The sequence below is a fragment of the Robbsia andropogonis genome (assembly GCF_034047095.1).
GTDB lineage: Bacteria > Pseudomonadota > Gammaproteobacteria > Burkholderiales > Burkholderiaceae > Robbsia > Robbsia andropogonis.
Genome location: NZ_CP139170.1, coordinates 1023081 through 1041810, shown reverse-complemented (window position 1 = coordinate 1041810; position 18730 = coordinate 1023081). Strand labels below are relative to the sequence as shown.

The window sequence follows — 18730 nt, the reverse complement described above, 5'->3', positions numbered from 1 at the left end:
TCCTCACCATTGCGCGTTGAGGAACCGCAGCAGGCCACCCAGTTCCGTCAGCACCCCTTCGAGTTGCTGCATCAACGTGCCGATGTACAGCACGAGGACGAAAAAGGCGACCGCGCTCTTGACCGGCATGGCGATGAAAAACACCTGTAGCTGCGGGACGAACCGGCTGATCAGCGCAATGCCCACCTCGGTCATGAACATCACGATCATCACCGGCGAGGCAAGCAGGATTGCCGTGCGCACGAGATTGCTCAGCATATCCAGCATCGCCGGCACGCTGTCGCCGCGTAGGGACGGATACCACGACGCCGGTGGCCACAAATGAAAACTGTCGTAGATACAAGTCAGCATCATTTGCGGCCCATTGGCAATGACAAAGAAGACGACGAAGGCCTGCAGGAAAAGTTGACCGAGCGGCGAGGAGTCGTTGCCGGTCAACGGATCCAATGTCGCGCCCAGCCCGGCACCGCGTTGGTTGTCGATGAAAAACCCCACGCCCTCCAGAATCCAGAACGGCACCGAAAACGCATAGCCCAGCACCAGCCCGATGAATGCCTCCTTGAAGACCCAGACGACAAAGCCGGCGACGTCGCCCGTGGACACGCCCACGGCACCGGACAACAGAAACGCCACGCCATCGAGCCCGGGGGGTGCCTTTGATCCGTCCGCCGCCCCGGCCAGCAATACCGGCATCGCGACGAAGCCGAAGGCCGCGGATATCGCCATGCGCATCGTCATCGGAATCGCCTGCTTTCCGAAAAGCGGCACCACGGTGAACATCGCCAGCATTCGCGGTTGCGTGGCGAGCCAGGCCCACATCATGCGCAGCAGCCCCTCGAAGGCGACCGTGTCGAAACCGGCTATCGCTGTCGACATTGCAGCCTCCGACCGCCCCCGGCGCGCACCACGTCGCCACGCCGCTTCATCGCACGATATCGCCGAACTGCTCGAACAACACCACGGTGAAGTTGTATAGCTCCGTGCCGATCCATCCGCCCAACAGCATGAGCGTGGCGATCACGGCAATCAACTTGACCGCGAACGACAGCGTCTGCTCCTGGATCTGCGTCAATGCCTGAAATAAGGAGAACAGGGTACCGACGACAGCCGCCACCGCGATGGGCGGCAGCGACAACCAGAGCGTCAGCATCATCGCCTGCTTCAGGTATCCAACCAGGTCCACGGTCTGCATGATGTGCCCCGGCGCCTATAAGTACGAAAGAACCAGGCCCTGGATCAACCGGGTCCAACCGTTCACCATCACGAACAGAAAGAGCTTCAATGGCAGGGAAATCGTGACCGGCGACACCATCATCATGCCCATCGCCAGCAGCACGTTGGAGACGATGAGGTCGATCAGCACGAACGGCAAGTAAAGGAGGAAACCCATCTTGAACGCCGCATCCATCTCGGACAGAACGAAGGCGGGAATCAGGACCAGCAAATCATCCTCGGCAACATCGGCCGCCATCGTACCGGTCCACATCCGGCGCGCGGTATCGACAAAAAACGTGCGATGTTCCGGCCGACTGTTGTGAATGAGAAAAGCCTTGAACGGCGCGCCGCCGGCCGCCACTGCCCGCATCAGACCATCCAGCGATATGCCCGTGCCCTGCGACGAGGTCGCCTGACGCGACACACCGGGTGCCATGCCTTGCGCCCCGCCCTGGCGGCCGAGTTGCGGGCTCGCGGCACCATAGCCGTTCACGGTCTGCGGCGGCGCCGACATCGACGGTGCGCTACCGCCATTCGCATCGACGTTGCGAGGATCGGTGACATTGGCGCCCATGCCGGCCGGCGCCGCCGGACCGAACGCGGTGACCGTCCCCGCCGGCAATGTCGTCATGACCGCATCGTAAATGCGCGCGCCAACCGGCGCCATGACATAGGCCGACAGGATCAATGCCATGCCATAGATGGCGACGTTCGGTGGCGCCTGCTGCACACCCAATGCGTTGCGGACCAGAAGCATCACCACCGAGATTTTCAGAAAGGAAGTGGATACCACCGCCAACGTGGGTACCAAGGTCAGCGACGCCAGGATCACTGCCAGTGCGATGGGATCGAGATTGCTCACCGCGATCCATCCGCTTCAACGCCGCCGGTCTCATCCGCCTTTTCTTCTTCCGGGTGCGTCCGCGAATACGCCCCGTCCGCGAACAAGGTCATGATCGACACGCCCAGTTGACCGTCGATCTCCACGAGTTCACCCACGCCCACGGGCGCGCCGTTGACACGAATGCGCACCCGCACCAACGGCGGGGCATCCGGCGCGATACTGTCCGCCGATTCGCCCATCTCATGTGTGTCGTGCCGCTCCAGCGCGGCCTCGATGTCGTCGTCGATATCCAGGTCCGCCTCATCGTCTTCGTCGCGCCGGGCCGCCCTCCCAGCGGAGGCAGTAGCGTTTGCCTGCGGCACGAATGACGGTTGGAACGTCAGGATGCCGCCTTCGCGCCACTGCCGCAGTTCCGCGAGCGGGACCGTTTTCCCACCGAGTTCAAACGATACGCGCACGGCGACATGATCCGTCCACGACGCACCATCGCGGCCGTCGAGATTGCCGCTTACCGGGGATCCGTCCATCCGACTCCCGCCGCCATTCGTGTCATTCATCCCGTCGTCCACCACACCGCGCTCCCGATTGATCAAGCGTACGCACCAGCCGTCCGCCGCCGCCCCCGTTCCGCCTTTCGCCACAACGCGCCAGTACACCCGGCCGGCAATTTCGATAAAGACAGGCATTGCCGCGTCGTCGATTGCTTCAACGCCAACCGCGCGCAGGCCGTGTTGCCCCCCCGGCGCGGCAGACGGCGCGTGCCCCTCTCCAGACGTATGCGGCCTGGCGGTCCATGGCACACCCAGCAACACGATGTCGCCCACCGCCAGCGCGCGTAGTTCGGCGAGCGTCAAGTACGCGGGCGGCAGGATGGCCCGCACGACGATCGGCATGGATACATGCACCGGACATGGCGGCACCATGTCCTCGCCTGCTGTCGTATGCACATGCGGCAACGTGTCGTCCCGCGCGCTACCACGCGGCCGCTCGGGACGGTTTTGCAGCAAGGCCGCCAACACGTTCACGCCGAACGCGTCGGCCTCCAGCGCGGCGAGAATCGTTGGCTTGGCGGCATCCAAGGCCTGCAGCAACACGACAAAGGAAAACGCCCCGGACGCAGTGCCACGTGCGCTGGCGGACAGCGCCCGGTCGTGCACGATATGCGGCATGCCTAGTCCGGTCAGCGCCAGGCGGCCGATCAAATCGTCCAATGCGGCGCCACGCAGCGACCGTGCCGAAGCATCATCAAGCGGCATATCGCCATCGATATTCAGACGGGCCGCAAGCCAGGACAACGTCGCCGCATTGCGATACAACAAGCGCATGCGCGCGCCGGACCAATCGATGACGGCCTCGCGATCGCACGCATCGCGCAGCGGTTGCGCCACGCCCGTGGACAGGCTGAGCCGCCAGCCACGCGGCGTCGCGCCGGCCTTCATGTCGATCAAGCAGTCGATGCCGCGATGGCTGAGCAACGTCAACGACTGCGCCACGTCCGCGGACAGGCGACGTAATGCCACGCGCGCCGGCCGTGCGCGCCCCGTGGCAAGCGGTGGCGACATCGCCGGCACGACCTCGCCCGGAACCTGTAGCGTGGGTGAAAACGCCGACGATGTCAGCGTGGGTTCATGCTGGACTGGTGGTGGCAAATCCCCCATCAAACCGACTCCCCGCCCGGCGACGGTGCGAATGCCTCAGCCACGCTTTCAGACTCGCCTTCTGCTGTCCTAATCCGAACCCGGGCAGCGCGGGTGAAACGCGTGGCAAGGTGATCGGCGAGCGTCTGGATACCGCATTGCAGCCGTGCCACGTCGTTCGCCTCGCGGCAGGACAGCGTGGTCTGCAGACACCCCTCGTACTCCTCGACGCGAACGGTGACGCCGCGCGTTCCCGGCACCGCGATATCCATCTCCACGCCGCGCCCTGCTTCTTCATCGACCCGCAACGCGTCGATCGCATCCACCATCTCGCGTAACAAGGCCTTGGCCATCTCCGCGCTGGTCGGCCCCAGCTCCGGGATAAGCGGCGACGCGTACACCTGCCCGCGTGTTGGAAGGGACGTCGTCACCGCGCCCTGCAACGCGCCTGCTCCGGATCGCGTCAGTGCCGCCAACACGGCATCCTGGGCGTGCCGTGCCATCCCGTCGCTCGCCTCCCCTCCCTCGCCGTCACGTTCGCCGCCCGCGAACTCGCCATCGCCACGTCGCGCGTTTGGCGGCGGGGAACCGGCATGTGATGTCGACAACATGCCATGCCCGGCCAGGCCCTCGCGGTTGCCGACGGATTCCCCCTCTTCTTCCCCGAGGCCGCCACGTTCGTCGCCAACATCGCGTTCGACGTCACCGTCGGCCTGCAACCGTGCGTTTGCCACATCGTCCGCTTCATTGCCATCGGCAATGACCTCCGCCGCAGCATTACTTGACGGATACCGGGGCGACGCGTCCGCCTCGTTGCCGGACGAGCGATGTTCGTCCGACCAGCTAGCCTGTCGATCGGCGTCGGACATGCCATGGAATGACGCATGGCGCGATTGCACACCATCACGCACATCCGTGCGTCCGTATAAAGACCCGGTCGATGATGGTTCAGGCCGTCGCGGTGAAGGTGAGACCGACTTCTCTGGAGCATGACGCGATAATGCCGCCGCGAAAGCGCGTGCCTGCGTCACGGTGTCACGCGTATCGCCATGCGCGCCGTTCCGCCCCCGGTCACCGCCCACCCCCGCCTTGACCTGCGCCGATGCGCCGCGCGCGCCCCCCGCTACCCGATCCCGCCCCGCGCGCGTCGTATCGTAGGCGGCATCGCCACCGGTGATTCGCGTTGTTGTCATCACATGCTTTCCTTAACCAGCTTACCGGGTGAGCACTGCGGTTTTCTTGCCGCTCAGTCACCCGGAGGGTGGTCGGCGTTCCATTCTTCCCGTGCTTCCTGGTCCGCGCGATCCGCCCCGGCCTTGCCTTGCGCGGCGACCTCCTCCATTTCTAGGTCCTCCACCCGTTGCGCCTCGCGCGCCGCAATATGGGTGTATCGCAGTGCCAGGTCGACAAACTTCTGTTTGGCGCGCTCGGCGCGGCGTGCGGTGTTCCTGACCTCATCGAGCCGCGCTTGCGCCTGCGTCAATGCAAGCTCGGCCTGGCTCGCCAGGTCGCCGAGTCGGTCCGACTCCTGCCGCATCGACTGGACTTCCCAGCGGGTGTCCTCGATTTCCCGGACGCGTCGCAATGCGCCCATCATCGCGCCGAACAAGGTGGTCTCGCGTTCGCGTGCCTCATCGCACTGCGCTTCCCAGGTCTGCAGCGCATCGTCCCGCTCCTGCCGTGTCTTCGCGAATGCCCATTGCTCGCGCGTCAACGCGAGTTGCGCACGCGACTCGCGTAGTTCCTTTATCTTCAACAACTCGTCGATCAGTTCCATCGTTCAGCGCGCCAATGCGATCAACTGCCCCAGCGTCTCCTCGAAGGTGCTGTGCTCATGCACCCCTTGCCGCAGAAACCGGACGATCGCGTCCCGCTTTGCAATCGCCTCATCCGTAACGGGATCGCCGCCGCGCTGGTATTCGCCGATCTTCAGCAGCAACGCGACGTCGTCGTATTTCGCCATCAGCTCACGGACGCGCGCGGCCGCCGCGCGATGCTCCGGGGACGTGACGGCATTCATCACGCGGCTCGTGGACGCAAGCACATCGATCGCTGGATAATGGTTCGTCGCCGCAAGCGCGCGCGACAGCACGATGTGCCCGTCCAGGATCGAACGCGTTTCGTCCGCGATCGGTTCCGTCATGTCGTCGCCTTCCACAAGCACCGTGTACAACGCCGTGATCGAACCCTTGTCGTTCGTTCCCACCCGCTCCATCAGCTTGGGCAGCGTGGCGAATACCGACGGCGGATAACCGCGCCGTGTAGGCGGTTCTCCGGCGGCCAGGCCGATCTCACGCTGCGCGCGCGCGAAACGCGTCACCGAGTCCATCAGGAACAGCACGCGCTTGCCCTGGTCGCGAAAATATTCGGCGATCGCCGTGGCGACATAGGCGGCCTTGGCGCGTTCCATCGACGAGCGGTCGCTCGTGGCGCACACGATCACCGCGCGTCGGCGCCCCTCGGGTCCGAGTTCGCGCTCGATGAATTCCCGAACCTCGCGCCCGCGCTCGCCGATCAGGGCCACCACCGTCACATCGACGTCCGCGTGCTTGACAAGCATGCCTAGCAGCGTCGACTTACCGCCGCCCGCCGCGGCGAATACACCGAGCCGCTGCCCCTCGCCGCAGGTCATCAGGCCATCCAGCGCTCGGATACCGAGCGCCAAAGGCCGATCGATGATGCGGCGTGTCAGGGGGTCCGGCGCTTCGGCGAACACGGGGTAGTACATGCCGGTGCGCAACGGCTTGGGCGCGCCGTTCTTATCGGTCTCGCCCAGGTTGTCCAGCGGACGTCCCAGGCCGTCCAATACGCGGCCGAGCAATTCGTCGCCCACCGGCACGCGATGCGACTGTCCGGTGGGCAGCACTTCCGTGCCCGCGGACAGGCCATACATGTCGCCGAGCGGCGTCAGCAAGGCCGCGTCGCGGACAAAACCCACCACCTCGGCGCGCATCTCGAAACGGCCGTCCGGGTCGCGCAGGATACAGAGTTCGCCTACGCGCACGCGGGGCACCACCGCGCGAATGATCGTGCCGGTCACCTGCGTGACACGCCCCTTGACCTCAACGGTCCGCGCATCCTGCAGCGCGGCCTGCATCATGTCGGTGATGTAGTCGAATGTGCGCATGGCGCGTCAATCCTCCGAGCCACGGGCATGTACGTCTTCGCCGCGCGTAAGACGCCTCGCGGGTCGCGCGTGACCGTCCCGCTCCGAACGTTCCCCTAGAACGGCGCCAAGCGCGTTGCGGATTGCCGTGAGTTGACCATCAAGGCTGGTATCCACCATGCCGATATCGGTTTCCAGGATGCAGGCGTGATGTCCAAGCCGGCCATCGGCCACCACATCGACAAAACCGACCGATGGAAAACCCGACAAAATGGTATCGAGACGCGAGCGCACGGACGCGGCTTGCTCCGGATGGACGCGCAACAGCACCTGCTTCTGATTGCGCACGGCGGCAAGCGCCGAGCGCACGACCATCGTCACCTTTGCGAGGTCGTCGAAATCATCGATGATGCGCGTGACGGCGGACATCACCAGATCCACCGCGTCGCGTTCGACCCGCGCGAAATAGTCGATCGCGCGACCAACGTTCTCGATCATGCGCTCCGCTTGCTCCAGTTGCGCCGTCTCGCGCCCTTCTGCATAGCCTCGGGCACTTTCTTCGTCATGGGCGCGCTGGGCGTCGTCGATGATCGCTTGTGCCTTTCGTGTTGCCTCTGCCAGCAGCCGGTCGGCGGCGACGTATGCCGCGGATGCGGACGCCTTCACCACCCGCGTTCCGGGCGTGAGGTGAACACTGGCCTGCTGCGGGGTCACGGCAACGTGTCGAATGTGGAAAGCCATGGCGCATCCAGGCAGGTGGTCAAAGAGGCGACAAACGTCAGCAAGTCCGTGTCGGCGAAGGCGGTCAGTGCCGGTGCGGCCGGCAAAACGGTGGGGCGCAGCGAGGCCGCCGCGCGCACCTGTCCCGCGGCCAAAAGCGGCGACCCGGGAAAGCGATCCGGCACCACCGCCGCAATCGCGTCGACGGGCAGCTTCAAGGCAAGGCGTCGACCGATTGCATCCGGCGTGCGCAGCGCGAGGGTGGCCAGCACCCGCCAGCCGATGGCATCGACCGTCTGCCGCATCCGCGGCGTGCCAAGTACGCTGAGATGATCGCGATCGAAGGCACCGGGGAGGAGAACGGCGCCCTGGGGCAGCGCGGCGCGTGTCTGTACCGGCGCGGGTTCGCTCGTCATGGCGGGGCCGGCCAGCAACGTATCGGCAAACGCTTCACCCGCTTCCATGGCAAGCATGTGCGGCGTCATGCATGCAAGGGGGTGGAAGCGATGCGCCTGCCGCAGCGCGAACGTGTAGAGCGAATCGCCAAGCGCCTCGCGCCATTGCGCCACCTCTTCACGCCGGATTGCCGAGCGGACCCACGGTGCCTGCAACGTAACGCCACACAAGCTGGCCAGCGCGGTTAACTCGTTTGCATCCAGCAGCACCACGCGCGCCAATGCGGCAGGCAATGCCGGCACTGGCAGATCGTCAAGACCATGCGTCGCGGACAAGGCCTCGGACTTCACGCGGTGCCAGTACACCGCCGCCGAGGGGCCAAACGCGCTCAGACGCGTCAGCGTCTCCCGGTCCGACGGTTCCTGGCGACTGGCGTGCAGGTTCCGCGACGGCCAGCGCGTGAAGTCATCCAGGCGCTCGGCCAGCGGCGCGGGCAACTGCCACCGGTTCTCCGGGTCAACGGGGGTTGGCACGTTCATCACCCGCTTCCTCAGTGCCAGGCCCAACGGCAGCCTGTCCGCCTGGCACTGCCATCAGGCCGGGACTTTTTGCAGCAGGCGGCGAGCTCGCGCCCGACGCCGCGATAGCGTCACGCAACGATGCGCGCATCCGCCATGTCCACCAGCCCATTCCGGCCAGACCGGCGGCCATCGCCAGCGCCAGGGCGCAGGTCACGCCGATCACGATGCGCAATCCCGACACCGAATTCGGCGCGACATGCCAACCGGCCACACGTACCCACGGCACCGCGTCCCCATGGGGCACCGCTTGCGCCGGCACCATGAACACGGTCACCCGGGCCACGCTCAGACCCGGAATACCGTTGGCGACCATGGTCCGGATCTGTGGCATCAGCGCATCCAGGCTGACGCCCGCCTTGTGCTTGATAAAAACCGACGCGCTTGCCTGCGTGGCGACCTCGTTGATGCCGCCACGTTCCGGCAATACCACATGCACGCGCGCGGAGACGACACCATCGATCTGAGACAGCGTCTGCCCCAGCTCCTGCGACAGCGCGAAAACGTATCGCGCGCGCTCCTCGAGCGCCGAGGACACCAGCCCTTCCTTGCGGAAGACATTACCGATACCCGTGAAACGCTCGCGCGGCAACCCATGCGCGCGCATCACTTCCAGCGCGACGGCGACCTGATCGCTCGGCACGGACAAGGATGAACCACCCTTGACTACCGTCTTGGTAACCTGGACACCGTCGCTTAGCAGCGTCGACATGATGTCGTTCGCCTCGTCCTCCGGGACCGTCGACATCAACTCCACCCGCGAGTTGCAGGCCGCCAGCAACAGGCACAGCAGCACCGCCCCCATGCATCCGGCGCGCATCATTGTGTCTTTACCAACTGATCGATAATTTGAGGGGGCTTCGAGATCAACTTCGTCGCAAGGTCGATCTGAAACGTCGCGCCGAGCGTGGTCATCTGCAGGCGCGTCAAGGTGGCCAATGACATGTCATCGGTCGCCGCGACGTTATGCATGACCTCATGCCACGATTGCGACACACCTCGCAGCGCGCCTTTCACGTCGTTGGCAAAACGGGATGCGGTGGTCGAGGAGGTTGGTGCCACAAGGGCGGGCACCGGCTGCCCGTCCGCCTGCAACGCACCGTCGCTGATACTCCTGGGGAGCGGTTCGCCTTGCAGTGCCGCGTTGAAACGCGCGACTGCGGCGGGATCGGCCGCGCCGCGCACGCCGCCACCCGATCCAGCGCCAGCGGGTATGCCCGCCGCGTTTTGTGCCAGTGCCTCCAACATCACCTGCTCCTTGCGTTTGCAGTTGTCTTATTCGTCAAGACATCGGCGAGTCGTCGTAACGCCGGATCGAGCGGCTGGCCATCGGCATCCTGTGCCGGCACGTTATCCCATTGGATGGCCGACACGATCTGCTCGCCTTCGGCCTGGCGACCTACCGCGTGCAGCATCACCGCGTGATGCACGTCAAGCGCCACGCGCTCATGGGGCGCAAAACGGTCGGGCGCATCCGCCGCGGTGTCGTCGGGGGCCGCCGTGCGCCGCCAGAGCGCCGACAGCGAGGGCACCGGCGGCCGGAGGTTTTCGAACACCGCTATCGCGCGCGACCCCTGACCCGCGCTCATGGCCGCGAACGCTAGGCCGATATGGCCCGCGGCGCGATTCGGCCGCATGGCGATGACACCGGCCAGGATCGGTTCGGCATGCTTCAGATCACCCCGCTCCGCCGCCAGGTATCCCAGGCGGTTCAGCAGATTGATTTCGCCGCTGTCGAGAAGGGATCCGGCAGGCCCCTGAGCGGTATCGGCCACGTGCGCGGTGCCGGGTCGGGCGGACATCACAGATTGCGCGTGATCGCGTTGGACGCATCCGCCAGCGACTGGTGAATCGCACGCAGCGTTTGCAATGTTTCATTCGCGCGGTCGCGCATCACGCCGGCCATTTCCGCGGCGGAATTCGTCGCAGTATCATGCCGGCTTGCATCCAGTTCATGCCGGCGCTGCGTGATCGATGCCTCGTCGGCAAACGATGTCGTCACGGCGCTGGTCGCCTTCCCAATCGCCGCGCCCATCTTCTGGTAGCCGTCGTTGCGGGCCGCCAGTGTGTTGGCTGCCACTTTCGCTTCCGCGAACCGCGCCCCTACCGCCCGCACGTCGGCGGGAGTAGGACGCATCGGGCCGATCCCGGGCGCAGCGGCGTTACCTTGCTTGGACAGCTCCTTCGCACCGGCATACTCCACCTTCGCGGTTTCCGCCGCCAACGACGCTTTTGCCGTGCCGGCGGCCTGAGCCAGTGCCAGCGCGCCCATCGCACACTGGCTCACACCCTCAATGATGGCGCTGGCCAAGCGTTGCGCCGCCGCATCCCGCATCGCGTTGATCGCCGCCGACTGGCTGGCGATATTCGCTTCCTGACTCATCGCGCGTTGCTTCATCGCGGTATCACGCAGACTGCGTGACATTTCGAACATCATCAACATCAACTGATTGATATCGATCTCGGATACCGCTGCGGCGCCGCCGTCATCGCCGCCCCCCATGATCGCGGTCATTGCCTGCCCGACTCGCGGTTTCGACAACGCATCGGCATCCGGCGCGGGCAACGGCATCGGTGCCCCTGGCGCTTTCGCCGCTGCGTCGAACGCCAGGCCCGGATGATCGGCGGTAACCGGCGTTGACGTTTGCGACGACAACGCCCCGGCAGCGCCCGGCTTTGCCAACGACGCACCCGCGGTATTCGTTGCGCCTTCGTTGACCACGGACTGGGTAATCCCGGCCCCGTCACCGCGAATTCCGTCAACCATCGTTCCTTCTCCTCAATACTGTCGTCATCTATTCCATTACCTGTGTAACCCGCCAGCGGCGCCCGGTTCCACGGTCGGGTACACGCGCACCGTCAGAACGGTGCCGATACCGGACCGCTGTCAACCGCTGCGCTTGCGGTCCTTCGCCCGCTAACGGAACTCGCGCCGTTGCCCTCGATGCCGCGTCGCAGCACATCGAGCAAGGCTTGCGCACGATAGGCCACATGCGTCCGTTTTCCAGAAGAAACCATCGAATCCGTCACGATGAGATCCAGCAGGCGTTCCGCCTCTGTCCGGTCCTTGAGCGATTGTGTTGAAAAAGTCTTGTTTTGTCTTGAAACGCTGGAGTCAGCAGTACGTTTTCGAGTTGTGGGGATTGGCGAAGCGGCGAACTTGGACAGGGCAACGAGGCCCGTTGCCCGTCATGCGACTGCCTGGTTCATCTGCTGGCTTCCTAGCATGAGCCGCTTGGCCATTCTTCGCAGATTTTGCGCAGTTGCTGCCATCAGAAACTCATCATGGGCACCGCTCGGACCTCGCAGTCGCAGACGGTCCAGTTTCAGGATGCGTTTGAGATGGGCGAATAGCATTTCCACCTTCTTTCGCTCACGGCAAGATCGGTTGTATTCAGGGGTCTTTGCAATACGCCTCGTTTCGTCACGCGCAGCTTCATGGATGCTGCGGGCGATCTTGCGAAATGGTGTATTCGGGCAGCAGCGATCCTTCATCGAACAGCCCTCACAGTCAAACTGGCTTGCCCTATAGATGATCGTGTCAGCCTTCGTGACTCGCGAGCGCGGGTTTCTGAACTTGCGTCGATCACTGCGTAGTGCGTGCCCGGTGGGGCAGCGATATTCATTGGCCAGTTCATCCCATTTGAACTCGCTGCTGGACAATGTGTTGTCCTTGCGTGCGGTTTTATCCCAGACCGGAACATGTGGTGCAATTTCCTTCTCTTGGATCATCCAGGCAAGCATCGCCGCTGAGCCATACGCGGTGTCGCCTGCAAGACGTCGAGGTTTGAGATCATGCCGCCGCTCAACACGGTCAATCATCGTTCTGGTTGATTCCACTTCGTGCGTCCGGTTCGCGGGCGTCGCCTCGACGTCCACGATGATCCCCGCCTGCAGGTCAATCAGATAATTGGTCGAGTAGGCGAAGAACGGCAAGCCACCCTTCGCGGCTGTCCAGCTCGCGGCGGGATCCGTCAGAGATAGCCTCTTTGGAGGCGTCAATGTCTCTTCCTTCTCTGCCACTTCGGTGTTTGCCGAATTGGCTTTTTCCAATGCTTCCAGATACTCCCGCACTGCACGGCTTTGGCCGTTGACGCAGTCCCCGTCGATGGGATCAGAACCCGGAACAGCGCGTACAGAGCTCGCATCGGCTCTAATGATGCTCGCGTCAATCGCGAATCCTTCTCCCTTGACAAGCCCTTCGGACATGCATCGACCCACTACCGACTCGAACACATGGCGTAGCACATCGCTATCGCGGAAGCGACCGTGGCGGTTCTTGGAGAATGTCGAGTGTTCCGGTACGGTGTCCTCCAGACCCAGGCGGCAGAACCATCGATATGCAAGATTCAGATGCACCTCTTCGCACAGGCGGCGCTCTGACCGAATGCCGAAACAGTAACCGACGATCAACATGCGGATCATGAGCTCCGGATCAATCGATGGCCGTCCCATCGGACTGTAGAACGGCGCGAGATGCTGACGAAGATCGCTCAAATCTAGGAAGTGATCGATGCCTCTCAACAGGTGTTCGCGAGGGACGTGATTGTCGAGGTTGAACGAGTAGAAAAGTTTGTCCTGTTCGCTGCCCAGTTGACCCATCATGACGAATCACTCCCGTCGATCGATGTCCTCCAGAATACCGAACAATCCGCACGTCGACAGACTTTTTCAACACAATCTGAGCGCGAGCAGACATTCAGCGCTGCGAAGGGTGGCTTCGACGTTTTCACCGTCAAGCGTGCCGACCCAGGAAAACACGGTCAGCGCTTCCTCATATCGATCGCACTGCTGCAGACAAACGCCCAAGCCCGTCAAATAGGTCGGGGCGGTAGGCGCGTAGTCCGTCAGGAACAGAAAAAGACGCAAAGCCGTGTCTGCCTGCCCACGCGACAAATGTGACCATCCCAACGCATAGATCGTGTCCAATTCGTCGCGCGTGTAGCGCGACGTCAAGGAAAGCGTGGACAGTCCCTCCCGCAGACGGCTGACCAACCCTTCGATATCTTCGACCGATCGTGTGGCTGCCCCTTGCCGTTCCGACGCGTAAGCGTTGCCGATCGCGCCGGCATCGTTTCGTTTAGCCGATAATTGCGTGTCCACCATGACTTTCTCCTTCCTCATGCCTTCGATCAGGCCCGGCGTTATTCGAACTTACGCGCTTGTACTCACGCGCCCATTCGGGCGCCCATGTTGCGGGCAAGCAGTTGATACGACTGCGATGCGCGGCCCAACATCCGCGTGGCGCCGCTATAGCTATCCTCTACCCGCTCGAACAACCGGCGGACTTCTTCCAGGAGATCGTCCATCTGCTTCTGCAATTTCATGGTCTGTACAGACGCCGCCTTCGCATCGGCGCGAGCGGTATCGACCTCGAATTGGCTGCGCGCGACCAGAATGCCCTGCGTCCCACCAACGATGCCGCCCGCGCCCTCGGCCACCCCTTTCGTGACCATCAACCCGTACTTCAAGCCGGCCATTTTCGCGAGCACACCAACGAGCTTGTTACCGCCTTCCACTCCTTTGAGCAGCGCATTCGTCCCCGCCATCGTCAATGCGACGGCCGCGAGCGTCGCCACCACGGTAATGATCCCCATCACCGTGGGACTAGCGCCCGACAGCGCAGCGATGCCCCCCGCCAGTTCCCCCAATATCGACGGGTCGATCACGGCCAGCAAGACACCCATGCTATTTCCCGCGACCTTGCCGATCTTCTCCGCATCCTCTTCGGAAGCCCCACAGGCCAGGGCAAGTGCCGTACCCATTTTTGTCAGCATCGCCGACAGGGAAATCGGGGGGCCGCCCGCCGCCTGGCTGATTTCGCTGGCCAGGCTGATGGTCGCGCCAATCGCACCGGCGACGGCGAACGCGAGCAAGGGTGCCGCGGCGCCCGCGGTCGCGGCAACGGCGATCGCCGACAACACGATGCCGGCCAACGCCGCAGTCGCCTTGAAAAGTTTCCTGAAAAATCCGAGCACGCCGCCCGATTTGGCTTCCGCTTCTCGCCCGCTTTCCACGGCCTTCTTGTAGTGCGCATTCTGTTCGGCCTGACTGGCCTTTAGCTTCACCGAATTGTTCTTGATCTCCGCGAGCGCCGTGCCAGCCTGGGCATTGGAAAAACTCGCTTGCATCAAATGCATCGCGAGCGCCATATCCTCGACGTTGCCGCTCAGGTGTGACGGCGCCAGCGCGGGTGCGCCGTTATCGTCGTCGCCACTGCCGCCCGACACGCTGGAAGTACGAAGGTAATCGCGAAGCGCGCGCAGGGGATCTATCGTCGGATCAACGCCCACGTTCATGCGCGGTGCGCCGGCCGGCGCGCCCGTGGTCGACGTCGGCTCCCCCGGCGCACGACCGCCACCGGGCTTCGCGGCGTTACCACCGTCCAGGCCATCCCCGTAGGTCTCGTTCGTCGATGACCACGCGCCGCTCGACGGCAACGCTGTATCACTCATGGCCTGGCCTCCTGCAGCAACCACTCCCGCGTCGCCCGTGCGCGGGCACGAAGCGCGACGTGCTCTGGCGCATCGGCAAGATCGATGACAAAGCGCAATGTCTCCACGGCCTCCTCGCGCATGTTCAATGCGATCAAGCATTCCGCAATGCGGAATTGCGGCATCGGGTCCGACATCTGGAGACTGGCGGCCGTGCCATACGAAGACAGGGCATCCTCGAAGCGGCCCAGCATCTGCGCACACCCGGCCGCCCCGAGCAGATAACGGCTTTCCCACTGGTTATGCGCGCTCAGGAACAAAAACAGCACCGATGCATCCTGATAGCGCTTTTGTTGATAAAGCTGCGTGGCGTAGTGATAAGCCGTTTCCATTTCCCGCTCATCGATACCGACGAAGTCACGCGTCAGACCGCCTTGCGCGACCCATTCCACCCATCGGCCACCGACCACCTGGACATCCGGCGTGGCCTTGCTTTCGTTGACCCCTTCGGCCGCATCGTTCATGGTCGTTAACGCATATTCGAGATGGGGGTCTGCTTTGCCTGCGCGATCTTCGACATCATGTTTGACCACTGATCGACAATCTGCCCCATTCTGCTCATCGCCTGCTGCGTCATGAGCTGATCCGTTTGACTCGTACTCCCAATCGAGTCGGCTTTCTGGCGTACCGATGTCGCCGCGCTGGTCAACTGGTTAAGCGTCACCTGGGATAAATCCGCATTACCCAGGATCGACGTCACATCCAGGCCGGTCTGACTACAAAGCGTCTTGATTTCCTCGATATTGCTTTTCTGCGGCTCGGCGTTTGTCAATTTGAGCTTATCTTCCGATTTGCTCGTTTGCATGCTGGCCGCCAGACGCGACAGGGAACCCGAAAGTTCGTTCAACTTCTGCATCTGCGTGGTGGACGCTTTCATCGCCGTGAGCTTTCCCTGGATGCTTTGCTCACTGACCGATAAACGCGCCGCCATCACCAGATTCAAATCGGTCTCAAAATTCCCGGTCAAATCGGTCACACCGCCGACACCAGAAACGGGAGTGCTCATATCATTCCTCCTTGCAAACCGACATCATCAAATAAACAAGCGCCCGCGGCGCACCGCGCCGGCCATGCCGCCGACGTCCTTGCGATCCGCCACGGAAAACGCCTGCGCCGCCTTGGCCTGCATTAGTGCTTTCTCGATTTCCGCCTCGTCTTCCGCCGTCATTTCGTTGAGCTGCGCCCGCTCCGCAGGCGACAACCGCGACATGACGGACGCCAGATCCAAACCACTCTCATCGAACAGCGCCTGACTTTCGATCAGCAACGCCTCGGCTTGCGCGATCGTCTCCGCGCCGCTCTCAAGGTAGGCGGCGATACGGGCATCCAATTCAATATCGGCAGGGGTCAACGTGGCATTGCCAACGTCGGGCGACGGCGCATTTGCAGTATCAACATGGCGGTCATCGGGTTCGGAATGCGTGGACACAAACCCTCCTTCATATGAAAAGATGAAAACGTCGCCCAATCCCCTCGTGCGGGCTGCATCGTCGCGATCCGCGTTCGACTTTATATAGGCGTCCCAACTCTGTACCCTCCGGCTCGTTCGGGTTCCCTTTGCCAATCCGGCGTTTCCGAATGCACGACCCGCCCGCCCGTCACATTGTTTGCCGACCCATGCGATCTGGCGACCACCCCGCGCGGCAATTCAGCGCGCGCGAGGAACGCATGTCCCCTGCCGCGTTACTGTGCACCAGCAGATCCCGACAACCTTTCCTTACGGTAAAAAAAGCAGACAGTCGGGCTGCCGCGCCGCGTCTCGACAGGCGCCACGTTCCTGGACCACGAATAACCGAGGCGTTGTATCGATCCATCAAACCATGCATCGACATCGCGCAGCACCGATGACTTCGCGCTTCTTCGTTCCTTCGCTATTTCGCTTACCTGCGTGCACCGCCATGACCGCTTTTCACATCGGCTCCACCCCCATGAAACATGACCCAAGTACGTTCGATTCCGTCGGCCCGCGCGCTGATACCACGGCGCGGCCCGGCGGACAAAGCCATGACGGCGCGGCCCCTATCTTCAAGAACGATGCGCTCCTCGCCATCGAGCACGGGGAACGTCTGGCCGAGCAAGCCGATGCCCTGGCGGAATACATCGCGGCCGAAATGGATAGCGAAGACGAGGCTGATCGCGCGTTGCGGGAGGAAGAGACGCACGAATGGATCGATCCTGAAGCGCTGGCCGAGTTCCTTGCCGAGACATTGCAGCAGGATGAAGATGCGCAGCGCACACGCGAGGCGTTGGTCGCCGATCTTCAACAAGGCGCACCGCACACGATGCTGCAGTTGTTGCGCGAACGATGCGACAACAATCCGACAAAACTCTTCGTGGCGTTGCAGCAGGCCGCGGGGGCGCTGCGCCGTGGTGCGGTGGGGTCGGATCAGGATCAGGACAGCGCGCGGGCAGACGCGGAGGCGGACGGCGTGAAGACACCGAGGCAATCCTGGAACGGCTCGCAGACATGACGCAGGAACTGGAGTTCTCGCACGGCACGCGGATTCGTGCGGACCTGAATACCGGTGGCGTCTGGCAAACGCCCGGAGACGGACGGCGACTGGATGCGGCTGAAATCGTGTCGCTGCAAGCGTCCTATGCAACGCTGGTGGAAGGCGACACGCGCATTGCCTCGGTGCTGCATCGGGTGCTGGACGGCGTGACCGCCCTGCTCGACAGTCCTGCCCGCGCCGGCACGGCAGCAGGGGAGAACGGTACATCCCCCCAGGCCGCGGGTAGCGTGGTGCAAGCAGTGCTCGAACGATTCATCCTGGCTGTGGGGCGCGATATCGACTCGCTGCGTCCCTCGGTCGATCGGGCGCACCTGCACGCGTTGCTGACGGAAAAATCGCACGTCACCACGGCCGTCACCGTGCTGCAGCAGTGCGACTCGTTGGCCGAAGTACTCCACCCGGGTTCTCCGGCCGATGCGGGCGCGGCTGCGTTGCAGACGATGCGCAAAGCGGTTGATCTGACTGATCAATCGTACTTTACACCGGAAGCGTTCGTGGCCTTCGCGCGCACAATGGCTGGCCAAGAGCAAGATCCGTCGGCCCCCGACGCGACGCCCGGAACGGAAGGCGTTCCTGTCGTACTGGCGCGCGCCATTCCCTTCCTGCATGGCTTCAGCGCCGTGCTGCGAGACATGCCAGAGCGGGTATTCGTGGACGATCAACAACGCATGCGTGCCCGCGAAGCGGTGCAGCATGCGCTGGACGATCTGATAGACGAGGAAAACGCGCATGTCTGATCTCGGCGTAGGTGCATCCGGCTCATCGGATGCCGCCCATGCGGTCAAGGCGCTGGTGGAAGCATTGGCCGTGCGACTTGGCTTTGCCGCCGAGCCCGCGCAAAGCCGTCAGCGCACGGTGTTGCGCCTCGCGTCCGGCGCGCGGATCGGTATCGAACCGCTTGATGAAACGTTATTGCTGCAAGCCATCTTCCCGGTGGCGTCGCAGTTGCCAAGTCATGTGCTGGACGCGATGCAGCGTCTGGCCGCCACATCGCGGGAAATGCTCGGCGGACGGAACCGCGACGCGTCCCACGCCACCGATGCATTGCATCCGCCGCATCCGCACTGGTCGATACATGTTGCGGCCCAGTCGGTGCAGGACGCGCATGCCCGTGAGGACGCCTTGATCGTCATGGTGCGTTTGCACGGCAGTGCGCTGCATCTCGATGAGGCTGAAGCGGCGCTGCGTTACCTGCACGGGTGGCAACCGCATTCGATGGACTGAAGA

Annotated in this window: 23 protein-coding genes; 3 read left to right on the top strand and 20 right to left on the bottom strand. The window is 63.4% G+C overall.

The window, feature by feature from the left end; all coding sequences use genetic code 11:
• Positions 1–3: 3 nt before the first annotated feature.
• From sctT to SJQ66_RS18020, 20 genes are all read right to left on the bottom strand, one after another.
• Positions 4–876, bottom strand: coding sequence for a type III secretion system export apparatus subunit SctT (gene sctT / locus SJQ66_RS18115; protein ID WP_096335532.1), 873 nt, complete (start codon positions 874–876; stop codon positions 4–6).
• A 46-nt stretch (positions 877–922) separates the two neighbouring features.
• A complete protein-coding gene (gene sctS, locus SJQ66_RS18110) occupies positions 923–1192 on the bottom strand; it encodes a type III secretion system export apparatus subunit SctS (protein ID WP_024902571.1) in 270 nt (89 codons plus the stop codon).
• A 15-nt stretch (positions 1193–1207) separates the two neighbouring features.
• Entirely contained in the window at positions 1208–2077 is an 870-nt protein-coding gene (locus tag SJQ66_RS18105) for an EscR/YscR/HrcR family type III secretion system export apparatus protein (RefSeq protein WP_320535131.1), read from the bottom strand.
• Positions 2074–3717: a hypothetical protein gene (locus SJQ66_RS18100; RefSeq protein WP_024902569.1), complete on the bottom strand. Its 1644-nt coding sequence runs from the start codon at positions 3715–3717 to the stop codon at positions 2074–2076. The genes SJQ66_RS18105 and SJQ66_RS18100 overlap by 4 nt, the downstream gene beginning before the upstream one ends.
• Positions 3717–4889 carry a hypothetical protein gene (locus SJQ66_RS18095; protein ID WP_320535130.1) on the bottom strand — a complete coding sequence of 391 codons (1173 nt, stop codon included), beginning with the start codon at positions 4887–4889 and terminating at the stop codon, positions 3717–3719. The genes SJQ66_RS18100 and SJQ66_RS18095 overlap by 1 nt, the downstream gene beginning before the upstream one ends.
• Positions 4890–4942: 53 nt before the next feature.
• Complete coding sequence (sctO, locus tag SJQ66_RS18090; protein WP_024902567.1) at positions 4943–5473, bottom strand: type III secretion system stalk subunit SctO; 531 nt, start codon at positions 5471–5473, stop codon at positions 4943–4945.
• Positions 5474–5476: 3 nt separating this feature from the next.
• Entirely contained in the window at positions 5477–6823 is a 1347-nt protein-coding gene (gene sctN, locus SJQ66_RS18085; RefSeq protein ID WP_024902566.1) for a type III secretion system ATPase SctN, read from the bottom strand.
• A 6-nt stretch (positions 6824–6829) separates the two neighbouring features.
• Entirely contained in the window at positions 6830–7543 is a 714-nt protein-coding gene (locus SJQ66_RS18080) for an HrpE/YscL family type III secretion apparatus protein (RefSeq protein WP_024902565.1), read from the bottom strand.
• The gene (locus SJQ66_RS18075) at positions 7513–8457 is read right to left on the bottom strand and encodes a hypothetical protein (RefSeq protein ID WP_046151871.1); all 945 of its coding nucleotides are present in this window, start codon (positions 8455–8457) and stop codon (positions 7513–7515) included. Before SJQ66_RS18075 ends, SJQ66_RS18080 begins: the two co-directional genes overlap by 31 nt.
• A complete protein-coding gene (gene sctJ, locus SJQ66_RS18070; RefSeq protein WP_024902563.1) occupies positions 8435–9319 on the bottom strand; it encodes a type III secretion system inner membrane ring lipoprotein SctJ in 885 nt (294 codons plus the stop codon). The genes SJQ66_RS18075 and sctJ overlap by 23 nt, the downstream gene beginning before the upstream one ends.
• Positions 9316–9744 (bottom strand): EscI/YscI/HrpB family type III secretion system inner rod protein, encoded by a 429-nt coding sequence (locus SJQ66_RS18065; RefSeq protein WP_046151872.1) that lies wholly within the window; start codon positions 9742–9744, stop codon positions 9316–9318. Before SJQ66_RS18065 ends, sctJ begins: the two co-directional genes overlap by 4 nt.
• Entirely contained in the window at positions 9744–10298 is a 555-nt protein-coding gene (locus tag SJQ66_RS18060; RefSeq protein ID WP_046151873.1) for a tetratricopeptide repeat protein, read from the bottom strand. Before SJQ66_RS18060 ends, SJQ66_RS18065 begins: the two co-directional genes overlap by 1 nt.
• Positions 10298–11263 carry a hypothetical protein gene (locus SJQ66_RS18055; protein WP_320535129.1) on the bottom strand — a complete coding sequence of 322 codons (966 nt, stop codon included), beginning with the start codon at positions 11261–11263 and terminating at the stop codon, positions 10298–10300. Before SJQ66_RS18055 ends, SJQ66_RS18060 begins: the two co-directional genes overlap by 1 nt.
• Positions 11264–11355: 92 nt before the next feature.
• Positions 11356–11526: a hypothetical protein gene (locus SJQ66_RS18050; protein ID WP_320535128.1), complete on the bottom strand. Its 171-nt coding sequence runs from the start codon at positions 11524–11526 to the stop codon at positions 11356–11358.
• A 159-nt stretch (positions 11527–11685) separates the two neighbouring features.
• Positions 11686–13101 carry an IS1182 family transposase gene (locus SJQ66_RS18045; protein ID WP_320533713.1) on the bottom strand — a complete coding sequence of 472 codons (1416 nt, stop codon included), beginning with the start codon at positions 13099–13101 and terminating at the stop codon, positions 11686–11688.
• A 66-nt stretch (positions 13102–13167) separates the two neighbouring features.
• A complete protein-coding gene (locus SJQ66_RS18040) occupies positions 13168–13602 on the bottom strand; it encodes a hypothetical protein (protein WP_320535127.1) in 435 nt (144 codons plus the stop codon).
• A gap of 62 nt (positions 13603–13664) precedes the next feature.
• Positions 13665–14951 (bottom strand): type III secretion system translocon subunit SseC family protein, encoded by a 1287-nt coding sequence (gene sctE / locus SJQ66_RS18035; protein ID WP_036008450.1) that lies wholly within the window; start codon positions 14949–14951, stop codon positions 13665–13667.
• The gene (locus SJQ66_RS18030) at positions 14948–15454 is read right to left on the bottom strand and encodes a SycD/LcrH family type III secretion system chaperone (protein WP_051504298.1); all 507 of its coding nucleotides are present in this window, start codon (positions 15452–15454) and stop codon (positions 14948–14950) included. The genes sctE and SJQ66_RS18030 overlap by 4 nt, the downstream gene beginning before the upstream one ends.
• A 5-nt stretch (positions 15455–15459) precedes the next feature.
• The gene (locus SJQ66_RS18025; protein ID WP_024902556.1) at positions 15460–15996 is read right to left on the bottom strand and encodes a hypothetical protein; all 537 of its coding nucleotides are present in this window, start codon (positions 15994–15996) and stop codon (positions 15460–15462) included.
• A 27-nt stretch (positions 15997–16023) separates the two neighbouring features.
• Positions 16024–16419 carry a hypothetical protein gene (locus SJQ66_RS18020; protein WP_046151877.1) on the bottom strand — a complete coding sequence of 132 codons (396 nt, stop codon included), beginning with the start codon at positions 16417–16419 and terminating at the stop codon, positions 16024–16026.
• A 499-nt stretch (positions 16420–16918) separates the two neighbouring features.
• On the opposite strand from SJQ66_RS18020, the gene SJQ66_RS18015 reads away from it, so the two are divergent.
• Genes SJQ66_RS18015 through SJQ66_RS18005 form a run of 3 tightly spaced genes read left to right on the top strand, consistent with a single transcriptional unit; the run spans position 16919 to position 18727 of the window.
• A complete protein-coding gene (locus SJQ66_RS18015) occupies positions 16919–17461 on the top strand; it encodes a hypothetical protein (RefSeq protein WP_320535126.1) in 543 nt (180 codons plus the stop codon).
• Complete coding sequence (locus SJQ66_RS18010) at positions 17458–18240, top strand: TyeA family type III secretion system gatekeeper subunit (protein ID WP_320535125.1); 783 nt, start codon at positions 17458–17460, stop codon at positions 18238–18240. The genes SJQ66_RS18015 and SJQ66_RS18010 overlap by 4 nt, the downstream gene beginning before the upstream one ends.
• The gene (locus SJQ66_RS18005; protein WP_024902553.1) at positions 18233–18727 is read left to right on the top strand and encodes a hypothetical protein; all 495 of its coding nucleotides are present in this window, start codon (positions 18233–18235) and stop codon (positions 18725–18727) included. Before SJQ66_RS18010 ends, SJQ66_RS18005 begins: the two co-directional genes overlap by 8 nt.
• Positions 18728–18730: the final 3 nt, after the last annotated feature.

Bases quoted from the DNA above. Each gene is read 5' to 3' on its own strand.
- sctT (WP_096335532.1), bottom strand. From the start codon at position 876: ATGTCGACAGCGATAGCCGGTTTCGACACGGTCGCCTTCGAGGGGCTG.
- sctS (WP_024902571.1), bottom strand. From the start codon at position 1,192: ATGCAGACCGTGGACCTGGTTGGATACCTGAAGCAGGCGATGATGCTG.
- SJQ66_RS18100 (WP_024902569.1), bottom strand. From the start codon at position 3,717: ATGGGGGATTTGCCACCACCAGTCCAGCATGAACCCACGCTGACATCG.
- SJQ66_RS18095 (WP_320535130.1), bottom strand. From the start codon at position 4,889: ATGACAACAACGCGAATCACCGGTGGCGATGCCGCCTACGATACGACG.
- sctO (WP_024902567.1), bottom strand. From the start codon at position 5,473: ATGGAACTGATCGACGAGTTGTTGAAGATAAAGGAACTACGCGAGTCG.
- sctN (WP_024902566.1), bottom strand. From the start codon at position 6,823: ATGCGCACATTCGACTACATCACCGACATGATGCAGGCCGCGCTGCAG.
- SJQ66_RS18080 (WP_024902565.1), bottom strand. From the start codon at position 7,543: ATGGCTTTCCACATTCGACACGTTGCCGTGACCCCGCAGCAGGCCAGT.
- SJQ66_RS18075 (WP_046151871.1), bottom strand. From the start codon at position 8,457: ATGAACGTGCCAACCCCCGTTGACCCGGAGAACCGGTGGCAGTTGCCC.
- sctJ (WP_024902563.1), bottom strand. From the start codon at position 9,319: ATGATGCGCGCCGGATGCATGGGGGCGGTGCTGCTGTGCCTGTTGCTG.
- SJQ66_RS18065 (WP_046151872.1), bottom strand. From the start codon at position 9,744: ATGTTGGAGGCACTGGCACAAAACGCGGCGGGCATACCCGCTGGCGCT.
- SJQ66_RS18060 (WP_046151873.1), bottom strand. From the start codon at position 10,298: ATGTCCGCCCGACCCGGCACCGCGCACGTGGCCGATACCGCTCAGGGG.
- SJQ66_RS18055 (WP_320535129.1), bottom strand. From the start codon at position 11,263: ATGGTTGACGGAATTCGCGGTGACGGGGCCGGGATTACCCAGTCCGTG.
- SJQ66_RS18045 (WP_320533713.1), bottom strand. From the start codon at position 13,101: ATGATGGGTCAACTGGGCAGCGAACAGGACAAACTTTTCTACTCGTTC.
- SJQ66_RS18040 (WP_320535127.1), bottom strand. From the start codon at position 13,602: ATGGTGGACACGCAATTATCGGCTAAACGAAACGATGCCGGCGCGATC.
- sctE (WP_036008450.1), bottom strand. From the start codon at position 14,951: ATGAGTGATACAGCGTTGCCGTCGAGCGGCGCGTGGTCATCGACGAAC.
- SJQ66_RS18030 (WP_051504298.1), bottom strand. From the start codon at position 15,454: ATGAACGATGCGGCCGAAGGGGTCAACGAAAGCAAGGCCACGCCGGAT.
- SJQ66_RS18025 (WP_024902556.1), bottom strand. From the start codon at position 15,996: ATGAGCACTCCCGTTTCTGGTGTCGGCGGTGTGACCGATTTGACCGGG.
- SJQ66_RS18015 (WP_320535126.1), top strand. From the start codon at position 16,919: ATGAAACATGACCCAAGTACGTTCGATTCCGTCGGCCCGCGCGCTGAT.
- SJQ66_RS18010 (WP_320535125.1), top strand. From the start codon at position 17,458: ATGACGCAGGAACTGGAGTTCTCGCACGGCACGCGGATTCGTGCGGAC.
- SJQ66_RS18005 (WP_024902553.1), top strand. From the start codon at position 18,233: ATGTCTGATCTCGGCGTAGGTGCATCCGGCTCATCGGATGCCGCCCAT.